Here is a 13,880-nt window from a genome sequence, read left to right as displayed (position 1 = left end):
GTCGCTTCCACACAGCAGACTGTCTTATACCTCTCGTGGCTCACGCACGGTGAGAACCGGGGCACTGCTCGTCCGGACGACGCGCGCAGTCACGCTGCCGATAAGATATCGTTCGAGACCGGTTCGACCGTGTGTTCCCATCGCCACGAGGTCGATCCCAGCATCACTAATGTACTCTTGGATTGCTTTTGAGGGAGTCCCCTGATCGACGCTTGTGACAACATCGACATCTCTGTCCCGGCATTTGGCGGCGACCTCAGCCACAGCGTGTTCACACTCTTCGCCTAACGTGTCGAGGAGATCTGAAATACTTGGACCCATCTCGTAGGTACCCGTTATTGCACCGAGATCAACGACTGAGAGAATATGAATGGTGGCGTCGTATCGTTCTGCGATAGCGATTCCATGGTTGATTGCAGCGGACGCAGCCTCACTACCGTCCGTCGGAATCAGTATCCGATCGTACTTCAACCGATCGTCCGGTTCGGTCCGAGACGTAAGGACGGGATGGTCGCTCGTTCGAATCACACGTTCTGTTACACTCCCGAGTAGCACTCTATCGAGACCAGTCCGTCCGTGTGTGCCCATCGATAGGAGATCGATATCGTGTTGTTCGGCGTAATCGAGAATCGTCTCGTGTGGAATACCGTGTTCGACCGCTGTGTGGAACGTGACGGATGCGTCCGTTGCGGTCATCTCAAGCGACTGAACTGCATCATTGGCTTGTTGTTCGAGCATCTCTCGGCGAGCGTCGATATCTGGGTCAAGATCAGCGAGGCGATGGCTGTACGACCGTTCGTCGACAACGCTCAAAAAATGGACCTGACTATCGAATGCCCTCGCAAGACTCACACCGTGGCGCGCTGCAGCGTTCGCTCCCGCACTCCCGTCAGTCGGAATCAGGATGGTATCGTACATTGAGCGTCAACCCACGCTTACATTCGGGTCCCCTGCTCTTAAAGTAGCGTTCCGTGTTCCCTTTGACGATCGTCCTCACTCCATGTGACGCCGTCTGACGGTGGTAAGCGATTGTGGAGCATTCCGCAGACACAGTCACCTGAAGACGAGCAGCGGTGCCATGAGCAAAAATCCAAGAGCCACGCCGGTTATAATTTCATCGCGACCGTGTTTTGGTAGTTCACGGCCGCGATCGTACGCTTCGGGCAGCAATTCGTGGGCAACGAGAAACAGCATCGCACCGGCTGCGAACCCGAACCCGAACGAGAGCACGTTGCGAGCGATCCGAACGAAGTAGAATGCGATTACTGCAGCGAGTGGTTGTGGCGCACTCGAAAAGACGGCCCAGAAGACGAGTCGCCTGTTTGCGATTCCCTGTGTCTTCAAGGGAATCGCAACCGCCAACCCTTCTGGGATGTTCTGAATGGCAATCGCAATTGTGACAAAAAGAGCAAGAAGCGGGACAGTGACCCCATCGCCAGCGATGTTCAGATCGGCGAACGAGACACCAACCGCGACGCCCTCCGGAAAGCTATGGATGGTGAGCGTCCCAACGATGAGTAACAATCGACGGAAATCTGCTGCTGAGATCGTTTGTGGGTGGATGTCGTACTCGTTGAGCAATTGACTTACGACAAAGATGAGTAGAATCCCGACAAGCGTGCCGCCAGCTACCTCGATGATCGGGCCTTGGGCAGCGCCTTCCGGAAGCAAACCGAAAACAGACGTCGAGAGCATAATCCCAGACGCGAATCCCCACAACAGCACGTACGCCCGATCACTAACCTCGTCGACGAAAAAGAATGGAACTGCACCGAGTCCGGTAGCCAAATCCGTGATGAGGGCAGCAATAACAACAAACGCGAGCGCCTCCGTCGTCGGCATCGTTGGATACGATGGATCCTGAGGGTTAATAGTTACTGCCACCGCCGGACTCTTCCAGCTTGTCTCAGTTGTCCGGCCAGAGCGTATTCTATCAAGAGATGACGGTGACGATTGCCGAAGATCGACGGACCACCAGCTCGGATACGCTGCCGAGAAGTGCGCGTGTGATCGAATCGTGCCCTTTCCGTCCGAGCACGATATGTTCAATCTCGTGTTCGTGGGTGTATTTCACTATCTGACGGGCAGGAGACCCATACGTAACCTCACTTTTGACGGTAATATCACGATCATCAGCACGCTCTCGTTTTCGGTCGTGTAACGCCTCTGCCTTCTGTTCCACTTTCTCGTACCATCCTGGTGAGTAGCCGGGCATCCCCGGCCTCCCACTGGGCGATTGTAAACCGGGGGCAAGCGGATCGATATCGAACGGATCGATAACGGTCAGGAGTGTGATGCTCTCAGCAGGGAAGTTGAGCGCGTATTCGAACGCACGCTCGCTGGCATCAGAGCCGTCGATGGGAACGAGAATTCGCTCGTTGTCGAAAACGCGTTCGCTCATGGACCGTCATTCGGTACCGATGATCAAAGCCGTTTTTGTGATTCGGTGGTCTCGTCGCTAAAAGAAGAGAACGAAGATCGTATACGAGCCGATCGTCGAGATCGTCGGTGTGAGCAGCCAGAGAAAAACAACCCGGCCAGTAGCAACACGATCGAAGAGAACTGGAGTCTCTTCGAGCACTTCCTCGGGCTCTTCTTCACCAATTCCGGGCACTTCGATCGGCTCTCTCTCTGTGTCTTGCTGTTCGGTTTGGTCTTCATCTTCACCTGTTGCAAGCTCACCGACGGTCGGTCCGCGGGCTGGATTAGAATCCGAGTTGGACTTCCCGCTTTCTGCAAGGATCGCATCTGCAGAGAACTCGGGTCGGTCCTCTTTTTTCAACACGACATCGGTTGCTTCTGCACCTCCTTTTTCCAGAGCGACACTCGTTGCTTCTGCGAGAGTAACGACACGGCTCGATCGTCCCCACCCCAACCCGATGATACACGAAGTCATACTCACAGCGAGACTCGCCGGAATGCCGAGCCCAGACAGAACCGTAATGATCGTCGCACCAACAAGAGAAACAATCATCGCGGCGAGAATCGGGAGGTCGGTGATCCCCTCGCCAATGGTATCGAGGGTTCGTCGGGCAATTGTGAAACTCCCGACACCAATGGCAGCAATTGCTAGCACGATTCCTTGGCTGGCTGTGATCGACCCGTTTCCGACGAGCGGTGCGATCGCGTTTGCCGCGTTCGATGCCCCGGCCGAGAACGCGTTGTAACACGCGATAATGACCACGATCAGGGCACCGAGTACGTCGCGTGGCGCTGCGTTTTCGTTGAGCGTCGGTGTCGGGAGGTGTCCAGACCCAGACCGATCGAGGCGGACCAATCCACCCTGAAACCGAGTGAACGAGATTCGTGCATCCAGATGCGGATAGACGTACCGGCCGATCACGAGACCGACAGAGAAAGCGACGGCCGGAGCGATGATCCACGCCGCGAGGATCGCGAACATCACCTGTTCGTCGAGTGTATTCGTCGCAATTCCGAGACCAGCAATCGCACCAACGGCCGTCATTGATGTTGAAGCAGGCACACCGAAAACGTTCGAGACGAGCAGTCCACCCCCAGCGAAAAAGAGCACGACGATACTCACCGCGAGTGTGAACTGGCTTTGTGGAACAATGCCTTCGCTCATCGTCTCGATTACGTTCCTACCGATGGTCCACCCGCCCACCAGCGCAAACGCCGTGAAAATCCCGGCAGCAGCCGCTTTCCCGACGATTCGACTGCCAACAGCAGGGCCGAATGCAACACCTGTCGAAGAGCCACCGATATTGTATCCGACGAAGATGGCGACTAACAGCCCAACAGCGAGTAATGCTGGTATGGCGATCATAGACCACTAATAGAGTAACGAAAGCGATACGCTTCAAATTTTCCGCTCCCAAGCGATGCGATCCGTATCGTCTTTCGCTTTGCACGCAAAATTGTCTGAGATACCTGAGCGCTTCATTCACCGCTACGATCGTCGGAAATCGTTGGATTCGTGGCTGTGGATCAATCTTGGCCAGATAGTTCGAACAGCTGGTCGTACTCTGCTGGTAGTTGCCCTCTGACTTGCTGCATTTCACCCGCGGGGACGACTTCATCGAGTAGTGCGACGATTGCTTTTGTGTGATACACCCCATCGGATCGGTCGACGGTCTCTCGTTCACACACTCGATCGAAAAACTCGTTGATCGAGAATCGTTGTCCGGAGTCAGCCTGCAGAAGATACCGGTCGACTTCCATCGGTAATGGTCCAGCGAGATCCTTCGCTTCACCGGATTGGAGGCGTTCGCCGAGCGTCGTCAAAACGGCGCGCGTCGCTCGGACGGCTTTCCCCCCGTCGCTGAGTTGTAGTCTGTTCTGTACCTGACCCATGAACTGATCGTAATGCATTGGAACCCCTCACACGCAATTAATCGAGGACAATCAATATACATCTAGTGTCGACAAACGACGATTGTCGCGCTATTGAATATCTAATTATCGATACTACTCAATATCCATCAAAACTAATGCCTCGTATACTGTTTTAGATATTCGAAAGCGTACGATCAGAATAGGCGTATAGCCGTGGCGAGTGTAGCGATTCATCGTCCAGAGGAGAGTTAGTAAGTAAAAGTCGTGAATTATGTATATTCCATGGTTTCCCGAATGTATTTTTTATTCACTCAATTCAGTAGAACGAATTCATAGATAAGTTAACGCTATATAATAATGTTTTAACGGAGGCGACGGTGATTTCCGATAAACTTACAGAGAGCATGTCGTTATAGAATGACCAATCAGAAGACCCCAACCAGCCACCATCATTCTTCGATAGCAGAAGTGAGTAAAGAGTTCTACTATACTATTTTTACAATTTTAGATAGTATTTGTATACTAATATTTCAGACGTGGGCCAGCGAACTTGAGTCGCCAGAGAGCACGCATGCAATCGCATTTCTACTCCAGTCCGTCGATCACCAACCAAAAGAGAGCCGGTATAGCTCTGAGTAAGCACGTCACACCGTCCAACAAGTGTTCGGTGTATGTCGCATGAACTGACGTCTACGAGAATGGTTCCGATGAACGAGCCGAGTTCAGCTCATTAGTTACGAACTGTGTCTATAGTGTGCAACTGGATGCTCTTCGCTACTGCTGCAGATTCGGTCTCTGTTCTGGCTCACTCAGACAAAACGATGTACTACGTCCGGCAATTCATACGTAGCCGAATTCGAGAGCGAGACACAGACCAATTGCCACAAGACCGAGGACAGCCACGATTGACTGACTTTTCACCGTTTTCTTGCTCGGATAATCCGAAACCATGATCGGACAGGCGATGGCGATACTCGCTGCGGCGAGCCAGCCGTTCCATTGTGGGATGAACTGGATGAGGAAATAGTTCACGAGCACAAGGAGATTCGTGTGAACGACGGTGATTCCTCGGTAGTAGCTGGTTCCGCCATCGGTCACAAATCCTTCGTCGGTGAACCGGATGAGTCGCAAGCCCCCAAACGCGATGAGGAGGAAGCCAACAATGACGCTCATCGCAAGATGCGGAGACATAACAACCTGATAGAGTACCGCTGCCGTCACCAGGTAGACGAACACGTCGATGAACGAATCGATATGCCGACCGAAAGCGGACTGACGGTCGTACTGACGCGCAATGTAGCCGTCGAGTTTATCGAACGCAAATCCACAAAACATGGCGACGATAGCCCAGTTAGGCTCACGAGAGAGCAACAATACGGTCGCCCCCCACGCGAATAATAGTGCAACGAAACTGCAGTAATCAGCAAGACTCAATCGCAACAAGATATGACGCTCTGTGCGCGCGGAGAGTATCTCCCGACCACCTACGCGTTCGCTCAAACGCACGATCCTCGCCGCCATGCTCTCATCAGTCATGGACGCTCGTCTACAGTATCGAATTGGTAGAATATAATATTTGTCTACAATATCTAAATAGACGTTTGAATATATAGATCAGAGCTACGTGTTCGTTGTTCCTCTGTCGTGTAGTATTGTATCGAGAGCTATGTAAATCCTGTCTGAGTAGTTCTCATATACGTTACTCGGATGTGCGAGTGGTGCTGATTTGTCGTCCTCAACGTGATTTTCCGCCCTATATTGGATGATGATCGGTCTTAGTCGGCAAGCATCCGCCCGATACCATACCCGATTAAACCGAAGAGGCCACCAGCAACGAAACCGACAGCGAGAATCACGCCAGCAAACACGAAGGGGGAACCACCGCTCGCAGCAAGAAACGCATCCTGTGTGAACAATCGGAGGCCAGCGCTGACGCCGATGGTGCCCGCACCAACTGATGGAGGTGCGCCTTGCGCCCGATAGCCGAGGAAGACAGCCGTGATGAGCCCAGCACCAGCGGACACTGGTGCAACAGCAGCCGACGGGGGCAGCATAGACACAGGGAGTACCGACCAAGCCACGACGATGCCAACCACGAGAAGACCATAAACGAGCAGTGGGATGGAGTGTCTGTGATCGACACGAAGGTGTTCGTTGAGAGGGAGGGAGGAGAACGCGTGGTCAGACTGTGAAATTCTGCCAACAGCATATCCCGGTAGTCCAGTAACGAACACGGCCACACCCATCGAATACCAGAGAGCGCCACGCATAGCGCGAGCTGCTAGTTCGGGAGTTACTGGCGCGAGAATGGCTGTCGATGCAACAGCAACTGAAAACACGGGGATGACTGCTGCAAGAATAGCAACGAGTACGCCACCCTCATAGCGACCGACAGCGACTGCAAGAAGAAATCCAATGGCTGCTGTGAGCAACGCAGGCTCAATACCGAGCAACAATGACGGAGCGACGAATCGCATCACCACCGCACATCCAACGACCACGAGCCCCGCAACCAGAGCCTGCACGCTCGTCTGCGGACGGTCACCAAACACGAGAGTATACGAAACAGCTGAGAGACCCATAAATTCCAATCATTCAATCTAACAATAATAATTTCGATCTGTCTGAATGATCCGGCGCGGAGCGCGTGATTTGTGGCAGTATGCGGGTCAAATGGCACACCCATCACGAGACGAGGAGAACGAGAGGATTCAGATTACCCTTGTTTTCTCACTTGTATACGTTAGATATCCAGTGATTACGATTGCTACTGTCCGACACCGCTCGTTGTGATCTGTAGCTGACACCGAAGAAGCGCCCGTACGTTATGAGCGAGCGGGGTTCGAAACCGTTGGTTTCGAAGAGGCGTCGTGAAGGGACGTTGTCGAGAGCGACCAGTGCAGTCACTGATGACGCGGTGTCTTCTGTTGCTGCCGCCTGACAAGCGCGATCGACGAGTGTCGTTCCGATTCCGCGTTGTCGGTGCTCCTGATCGACGTGTAACCGCCAGATGTACGCGGCTTCGGTACCCACGTCCATTTCGACCGGGTCGGCGTACACTGGACGGGAGACACTCAAGAAGACCTGACCGACGATGGTCTCACCGGACCGGGCGAGCACAGCGATGTCAGTGGCGTCAAGTTCCTCAAACGCTTCATCCGATCGGTCGATGTCACTGCCCCGCCGTGTTTCGAAGGTGAGCGATTTGTCTCCATCACGAACAGCACTGTCGCTTACATCGTCGACCGAGCGCGCATACACGTACATCAACGAGACCTTCACCCCGAGCTTCGCAAGTGCTTCGTAGATCGTGCGTCCGTACTCGTTTCGTGTGAGTTGCCACAGTCTCCCGAAGCCCATATCGATGCCAAGCAGGCATCGATTCGTAAACGCGACTGAAAGAAGCAAATATTGCCACCCACGACTGTTTTTCGGGCTAGCCAGTTCAGAAAGCGTTAGAGATGGACACAAAACTCGTTAGAAAGCCGATATTCAGGGTCGTCCTCACAGCCAACGAGGGCGATAGAACAGTTCGCATGCACTATTCTTGATTTTCAATAAATGATTGAAAATTAGTAATTCAATCATACAACAACATTTCTATTCGAGCAATATTTGTAAATACTCCCCGTCGATATCTTGGGCATCTATGCCAAGAGTGACACTGGAGGACATTCGTAGCGCGCGAGAGCGTTTTGACGACGAATCGGTGGTCCGGGAGACACCGCTCGAACGCAGTCGGTCGCTGAGCGAGGCGTCAGGGGCGAACGTTCACCTGAAAATGGAGCACCTTCAACGGACAGGCTCGTTCAAGACGCGAGGGGCGTACAACAAGCTCACACAACTCCCCAGCACGTTTGATCGAGTAGTGGCAGCGAGTGCCGGTAACCACGCGCAGGGCGTCGCGCTCGCGGCGACGAAAGTCGGACTCGATTCGACGATCGTTATGCCAGAAAACGCTCCGCAAGCGAAAGTCGACGCAACACGCGGGTACGGGGCTGATGTAGAACTCCGAGGAAGCGATTTTCAGGCAGCGATGGCGCACGCGCAAACGCTGACGGAGGCAACCAATGTAGCCTTCGTCCACGCGTACGACGATCCGGATATTGTCGCCGGACAGGGTACCTTAGGGCTAGAAATCTACGACGCGATGCCATCGGTCGATACGGTCATCGTCCCCATCGGTGGCGGTGGTCTGATCGGCGGTGTTAGCACTGCGCTGAAATCACTCGACCCAAGCATCCGCGTTGTCGGTGTGCAAGCTGAGGAGGCTGCCACCGTTCCCGACAGCCTCGATAAGGGAATTCCGGTCGAGGTTGATCACCCGCAAACGATCGCGGACGGTATCGCAACCGGCGGTATCTCCGATCTGACGCTCTCTCTCATCGAGGAATACGTCGACGACATCGTACTCGTCAGCGATGAACAAATTGCCAACGCCACACTCATCCTCCTCGAACGGGCAAAGCAGCTCGTCGAAGGCGCGGCCGCAGCATCCGTGAGCGCGCTCCTTTCTGATGATCTCGACGTGACAGATGAATCCGTCGTCCCCCTGCTCGGTGGTGGAAATATCGATATGTCAATGCTACAGATAGTGATGACACACGCACTAACCGATCGATGCCAACTGCTTCGGCTTCGGGTTCGCATCGACGACCAACCGGGAATTATGGGCGAGCTGGCCTCCGTCATTGGCGATCTCGGTGCGAATATACGGACGGTTCGTCACGACCGGTCGGTTGAAGATCTTCACGTTGGCGAGGCGTATCTCGTCTTCCAGATCGTCACCAGTGGATCAGGTCATGCATCCAACATTATCGCTGCCATCGAGGACCGCGGGTACGCTGTCGAACAGGTAGAGTAATCGACTTTGATATTTTGGCCACGACAATTAACACGTTGGCTGAGCGACTCCCAGTCACCCTGCACGCGACACGATGTGTCTCATGATCATCGATGTCGGCACCAAACGCCAACGGATCAACCTCGTATACACCGCCGTGCCCCTTCGGTGCAGAGTCTAAAAACGGTCCGTCGTACCACGTTTGGTTGCGATTACCGTTATCCGTGCAGGGTACACACATTCGCTCGTTTATCTGAATTGAGGCGCTAAGACCCCTTCCTCAGCGAGCGCCGGAGACGCGAGCAGGGAGGGGATACAGCCGTCGCACAGTTCTCAGACACGTTTGACGCTCGACCTACAGGCCCACACTATCGGTTGGTTTAACTATATGGCTACTATATAGATGGATAATGGATCGGTACGAAACAGACGACGCCGAAGAAGTCATCGACCGCTCCGTGAAACCGTTTGGGAGTGGCGGTGCTCATATCACCGTCCCGAAGCGATGGATCGGGGCTGAAGTCAAAGTCGTCCGTGTTTCCGAATCCGACCCATCCGACGGCGAGTAGTCCATGCACTACAACTACCGGTACAAGCTCGATCCATCCGACGCTCTCCGTGAGACGATGGACCGGCATCGAGATCTGTATCGGCAAGTGTACAACCACTTCCTCTACCGTCTCAACCGCGCCGAGGGGACGACAAAGCACGGCGAGATCAACCGACTCCCGTCGATCAAAGAGTGGTGGACTGATCTCGCCAGCCTGTATTCGCGGACACTCCAGAACGTCGTTGAGCGATTGTACGACAACCTCTCACGGCTCAAAAACGCGAAGGACAATGGTCGTGCGGTTGGCCTGCTCAAGTGGAAAGCGCCGAACGAGTACCGATCGTTCACATACCGACAGTCCGGCTTCGAACTCAAGAATACGAGTGGCCGGACCGTCCTGCGACTCTCGAAAATCGGAGACATACCCCTTCGGCTTCATCACCAGAATCGAAGATTCTGGTTAGCAGCCAGAACCGCAGGTTCTGGCGACACCGCGAGCTGCCCGACGACGCCGCGATCAAACAGGTGACGGTGAAGAAGGAGCCGACCGGCGAGTGGTTCGCTTCGTTTGGAATCGAGACACCCGACGACCTCCCGGAGAAACCGGAGAATCCGACAAACTGCGTTGGTATCGACGTGGGAATTCTCACGTACGTTCACGATACGGATGGGATGGCAGTCGGGTCGCTTGACCTTTCAGACGAACGTGACCGGTTGGAAGACGAGCAACGCAAGCTCGCCCGGAAAGAGCACGGGTCGAACAACTGCGAGAAGCAACGCCGTCGCGTTGCCGAGTGTCACGCCGATCTCAAGCGAAAGCGCCGGGACTTCTTGCATAAACTCTCGAACTACTACGCTCGGGAGTACGATCTCGTCGCGGTCGAAGATCTCGACGCGAAAGGTCTGGTCGAACTCGATGGTAACTCGCGGAACCGTGCCGGAGCAGCGTGGGGAACGTTCCTTCGGCTGCTCGAATATAAGTGCGAACGCGAAGGGACGCACTTTGTGGCCGTCGATCCAGCCGGGACGACCAAAGAGTGTGCAGCTTGTGGCGTTTCAACCGACAAACCGCTGTGGGTCCGCGAACACTCCTGTCCATCGTGTGGCTTCACCGCCGACAGGGACTGGAACGCGGCATGGAATATTCTTTCTCGCGGTATCAAGCAGGTAGGAGCGGGATGCTCCGAATCAACGCCTGTGGAGACTGCGCTCCCTACGGGAATCCATTCGGTTCCTGCAAAGCGCGTCTTGGAAGCAGGAAGCCCCATCACCAGAATCAACGGTTCTGGTTAGCAACCAGAAATCGGAGATTTCTGGTGACACCCTCAACTGCGAGCCATCAGGCGAGCGGTAGGGTGGGGTAGTTCACTCGTCGGGTCTGGATTCAGAGACGAACTCAATGTCTTGTCGTTCACCTGCTAATTCGATGTGTCCGTAGTTGAGCAACCCAACGAACACCCCACCGCCGACGACATTGCCGAGCGTCGTCCAAAGGAGAAACCAACCGAACAGATCGATCGTGATTCCGTCAGCGAATATCACACCAGAGAGCACTTCAGTCGTTCCGAGAATCGAGTGGTGAAAGGGACCAAATCCGATCGTCGCCGTGACAAGCAGTACAACGACAATTCGACCTATCGTGTCACGGCTCGCAGCAGACAGCCACGTCGCCATCCCCATCAGCCAGCCCGCGATGACGCCCGATAAGAATGTCACCCACCACGAAAGACCGAGTAACGCGCTTGCGAGCGATTGAAACGACGACGGCTCGGCGATTCCCATCGGCTGACCGACGGCTGCGATCAGTCCGACGAATGCAACACATCCGAACAGATTGGCAATGTACACTACGCTCCAGAGACGACCGACCTCGCCGATTGAGGCGCGACCATCGAGCAGTGGAAGAATGGCCATCGTCGTGTGAGCGGTGAACAGTTCTGTTTGGCCGATCACCACGAAGAGAAACGCAATCGCGGAGATGCCGGCCAGCGCAACTTGTTTCGTGAGATCAGAGCCAAATCCCCCCGAAAACGTCAGAACCATCGCCATGAACAACGCCCCGAAGCTCAGGTTGAGTCCGGCCGAGAATCCCGAGAGAAACAATCCCTTCGCTGGTCGGTCAATCTCCTTGAGCGCGCTTTCCATCTCCCGTTCGAGAATATTCCGATAGTCGAGGGTCGCTCCGCTCGGCTCGTTGTCTGATTCAGAACTCATCGTGCAAGCAGTTTCGTCATTTGCTGTTAAACCTCCCGGCCGGAAACAGACCGATCAACGCACAATCTGTCAGAGCCGATATCGAGCTGTAGCGACTATCAACCGTCCACATCAGGAAGCAGTTCGTTCTCGATTCGGGCGACACAGTTCTCGACTTCCTCGGGCGGAAGTCGACCGTCGTGATCGGCAGCGATACGCTCGGGGAGCGCGTACGCGTACTGCCCACGACCGACGTGCGTGATGAGATCTGCTCGGCGAAGCGCACTGTTTCGCCAGTACGACATCATCCGCTCTCCCGACCCACCCGCCGCGACGTGGGCATCAACCGGAGAAATCGGTCCATCGCTCCGATACCGCGCCAACATCTCACGCGCCACCGGATCGAGATCCGCAATCGATCGCCGGATGCGCTGAACGACCAACCGTTCGTCGTCTTCTTCATCCGCTCTCCGATCTTTCTCGTCGTCACAGACACCGTCGGTTTCAGGATCAAGATCGCCGTCACATCCGTCTGAGTTGGTCGTATCGGACGTTTCGTCAACTGACTCATTCTCAGCGTCAGGGTTAGCATCGATTTCGGATTCGGATGCTGCCTCAGATTCGGGATTGGAGTCAGATGCTGCCTCAGATTCGGGATCAGACTCTGTCTCAGACTGGGGTTTGGAGTTGGGAGCTGCCTCAGGCTCCGATTCGGACAGTGACGGTAGTATTTCTATTTCGTCTCTGTTCAGGTAGCCATTCCCGTTCCTCGGTGTACCTTTGCCGATTGACCTTCCACGCACATCGCGGAGCGTCATGGGATACGCATCGAGCGTTTGTTGTTCTGATTCGAGTTGGACACGAGAGCGTCCCGACCGATCGAACAGTGCTGATGCGAACTGATCAGCCATCCGGCTCAGGTCGCGCGCGTCGGCGAGGTCGCGTTCGAGTTTCTCGATGCGGGCCTCCTTGTCTGCTAATTTTCGCTCAAGCCGCTCGATCTCGGCCTCGCGCTGTCGTTTATTCTCTGATATTTGTTCGAGTTCCGAGACGAGGTCGGTGCTTACGGGTTTGAGATCGGGTCGCTCGAAATCATCGAGTCCCGGTGTTGCCCCGGCGTCGAACGTCTGCTTTCGGTCGAACTGTACGGGACGGATTTTCTCGGACCAGTCCGAGCGAACGAACGCCTCGCCGTCGTCAAGCGATTCGACTGCTTCTGCGTACTCTCCGCTGAGAACTCGTCGAACGACCTGCGTATCGTTTTTCCACGTGAGTCGGTGCCAGCAGAGCCAATCGCATTGGGTAATGAAATCTTTTTTGACATCTGCCGGACGCTGACTGATGCCAGTGATCCCGAGACCGTGTTTCCGTCCTCGTTTACCGATTTTGATGAGCATTCGACCGCACTCGCCGAGACCACCTCCCTCGGGAATGTACTCGTGTACCTCCTCGACAATCAGTAAGAACGGCTTTTTGAGTTTTTTCTCCTTTGCGAACAGCTGGCGGGCGACCGCTGTCAGAAGTTCTGCTGCTTCGTCCTCATCGAGATACGAGGAGACATCGAGAATGATTGGAATGTTGTTCTCAAGTGCAAGTGAGGCGATTTTCTCGGCGTGTTCGGGACTGACCTGAATGTCGCATTCCTCGTCAGCACCGACGTGTAGCACCTCGTACTTCTCCTTGAGACCGTAGTACTCACCGTCGATGTCAACTACGAGAAGCGCGTACCCTCGATCAAGGAGCTTCTCTGCGATGACGCTCGCGGAGTTTGATTTCCCCGATCCCGACTTCCCCGTGACAAATCCGCGACCAGTTAGCAGATCAACGACCGGAAGCGAGACAGTATCACCCTCATCCGGGCCATCACTAACGGTCCCGACGGTGATCTCTTCGTTTGCCATACGCTCTCATCCAACCGGTCATCCTCTACAACCATAATTGTCCGTCAGACACGCCGCGATATTTCCTCTTACAATATAGTATGAAATTAGGGAGAAA

The 13,880-nt window shown here is 54.5% G+C and carries 12 protein-coding genes and 1 pseudogene; 3 read left to right on the top strand and 10 right to left on the bottom strand.

Features of this window, described 5'->3' with window-relative positions:
- Positions 1–24: 24 nt before the first annotated feature.
- From MW898_RS16970 to MW898_RS16935, 8 genes are all read right to left on the bottom strand, one after another.
- Positions 25–918, bottom strand: a complete 894-nt coding sequence (locus MW898_RS16970) for a universal stress protein (RefSeq protein ID WP_248909020.1) — start codon at positions 916–918, stop codon at positions 25–27.
- A 135-nt stretch (positions 919–1,053) separates the two neighbouring features.
- On the bottom strand, positions 1,054–1,842 hold the full coding sequence (locus tag MW898_RS16965; protein ID WP_248909017.1) for a ZIP family metal transporter: 789 nt from the start codon (positions 1,840–1,842) through the stop codon (positions 1,054–1,056).
- A gap of 91 nt (positions 1,843–1,933) precedes the next feature.
- Positions 1,934–2,401 (bottom strand): universal stress protein, encoded by a 468-nt coding sequence (locus MW898_RS16960; RefSeq protein WP_248909015.1) that lies wholly within the window; start codon positions 2,399–2,401, stop codon positions 1,934–1,936.
- A gap of 57 nt (positions 2,402–2,458) precedes the next feature.
- A complete protein-coding gene (locus MW898_RS16955; RefSeq protein WP_248909013.1) occupies positions 2,459–3,787 on the bottom strand; it encodes an inorganic phosphate transporter in 1,329 nt (442 codons plus the stop codon).
- A 161-nt stretch (positions 3,788–3,948) separates the two neighbouring features.
- Positions 3,949–4,332: a DUF2267 domain-containing protein gene (locus MW898_RS16950; protein ID WP_248909011.1), complete on the bottom strand. Its 384-nt coding sequence runs from the start codon at positions 4,330–4,332 to the stop codon at positions 3,949–3,951.
- Positions 4,333–5,136: 804 nt separating this feature from the next.
- On the bottom strand, positions 5,137–5,832 hold the full coding sequence (locus MW898_RS16945; RefSeq protein WP_248909008.1) for a CDP-alcohol phosphatidyltransferase family protein: 696 nt from the start codon (positions 5,830–5,832) through the stop codon (positions 5,137–5,139).
- Between the two features lie 239 nt (positions 5,833–6,071).
- The gene (locus tag MW898_RS16940) at positions 6,072–6,878 is read right to left on the bottom strand and encodes a hypothetical protein (RefSeq protein ID WP_248909006.1); all 807 of its coding nucleotides are present in this window, start codon (positions 6,876–6,878) and stop codon (positions 6,072–6,074) included.
- Positions 6,879–7,026: 148 nt separating this feature from the next.
- Positions 7,027–7,704, bottom strand: a complete 678-nt coding sequence (locus MW898_RS16935; RefSeq protein ID WP_248909004.1) for a GNAT family N-acetyltransferase — start codon at positions 7,702–7,704, stop codon at positions 7,027–7,029.
- A 241-nt stretch (positions 7,705–7,945) separates the two neighbouring features.
- Between MW898_RS16935 and ilvA the strand changes: the two genes are divergently transcribed.
- From ilvA to MW898_RS16920, 3 genes and pseudogenes are all read left to right on the top strand, one after another.
- A complete protein-coding gene (ilvA, locus tag MW898_RS16930; RefSeq protein WP_248909002.1) occupies positions 7,946–9,160 on the top strand; it encodes a threonine ammonia-lyase in 1,215 nt (404 codons plus the stop codon).
- A 389-nt stretch (positions 9,161–9,549) separates the two neighbouring features.
- Positions 9,550–9,708 (top strand): DUF2080 family transposase-associated protein, encoded by a 159-nt coding sequence (locus MW898_RS16925; RefSeq protein ID WP_248909000.1) that lies wholly within the window; start codon positions 9,550–9,552, stop codon positions 9,706–9,708.
- 3 nt (positions 9,709–9,711) lie between these two features.
- Positions 9,712–10,982, top strand: a pseudogene (locus MW898_RS16920) (RNA-guided endonuclease InsQ/TnpB family protein).
- A 72-nt stretch (positions 10,983–11,054) separates the two neighbouring features.
- Here MW898_RS16920 and MW898_RS16915 read toward each other — a convergent pair.
- Both MW898_RS16915 and MW898_RS16910 read right to left on the bottom strand, forming a co-directional pair.
- The gene (locus tag MW898_RS16915) at positions 11,055–11,903 is read right to left on the bottom strand and encodes a formate/nitrite transporter family protein (protein ID WP_248908998.1); all 849 of its coding nucleotides are present in this window, start codon (positions 11,901–11,903) and stop codon (positions 11,055–11,057) included.
- Positions 11,904–12,001: 98 nt separating this feature from the next.
- The gene (locus MW898_RS16910) at positions 12,002–13,783 is read right to left on the bottom strand and encodes an ATP-binding protein (protein ID WP_248908996.1); all 1,782 of its coding nucleotides are present in this window, start codon (positions 13,781–13,783) and stop codon (positions 12,002–12,004) included.
- Positions 13,784–13,880: the final 97 nt, after the last annotated feature.

It is taken from the genome of Halocatena marina (assembly GCF_023276375.1).
GTDB classification, from domain to species: Archaea; Halobacteriota; Halobacteria; order Halobacteriales; family Haloarculaceae; genus Halocatena; species Halocatena marina.
The sequence above is the reverse complement of the archived record's forward strand: the minus strand, read 5'-3'. Positions and strand labels throughout refer to the sequence as shown.

Bases quoted from the DNA above. Each gene is read 5' to 3' on its own strand.
- MW898_RS16970 (WP_248909020.1), bottom strand. From the start codon at position 918: ATGTACGATACCATCCTGATTCCGACTGACGGGAGTGCGGGAGCGAAC.
- MW898_RS16965 (WP_248909017.1), bottom strand. From the start codon at position 1,842: ATGCCGACGACGGAGGCGCTCGCGTTTGTTGTTATTGCTGCCCTCATC.
- MW898_RS16960 (WP_248909015.1), bottom strand. From the start codon at position 2,401: ATGAGCGAACGCGTTTTCGACAACGAGCGAATTCTCGTTCCCATCGAC.
- MW898_RS16955 (WP_248909013.1), bottom strand. From the start codon at position 3,787: ATGATCGCCATACCAGCATTACTCGCTGTTGGGCTGTTAGTCGCCATC.
- MW898_RS16950 (WP_248909011.1), bottom strand. From the start codon at position 4,332: ATGCATTACGATCAGTTCATGGGTCAGGTACAGAACAGACTACAACTC.
- MW898_RS16945 (WP_248909008.1), bottom strand. From the start codon at position 5,832: ATGACTGATGAGAGCATGGCGGCGAGGATCGTGCGTTTGAGCGAACGC.
- MW898_RS16940 (WP_248909006.1), bottom strand. From the start codon at position 6,878: ATGGGTCTCTCAGCTGTTTCGTATACTCTCGTGTTTGGTGACCGTCCG.
- ilvA (WP_248909002.1), top strand. From the start codon at position 7,946: ATGCCAAGAGTGACACTGGAGGACATTCGTAGCGCGCGAGAGCGTTTT.
- MW898_RS16925 (WP_248909000.1), top strand. From the start codon at position 9,550: ATGGATCGGTACGAAACAGACGACGCCGAAGAAGTCATCGACCGCTCC.
- MW898_RS16915 (WP_248908998.1), bottom strand. From the start codon at position 11,903: ATGAGTTCTGAATCAGACAACGAGCCGAGCGGAGCGACCCTCGACTAT.
- MW898_RS16910 (WP_248908996.1), bottom strand. From the start codon at position 13,783: ATGGCAAACGAAGAGATCACCGTCGGGACCGTTAGTGATGGCCCGGAT.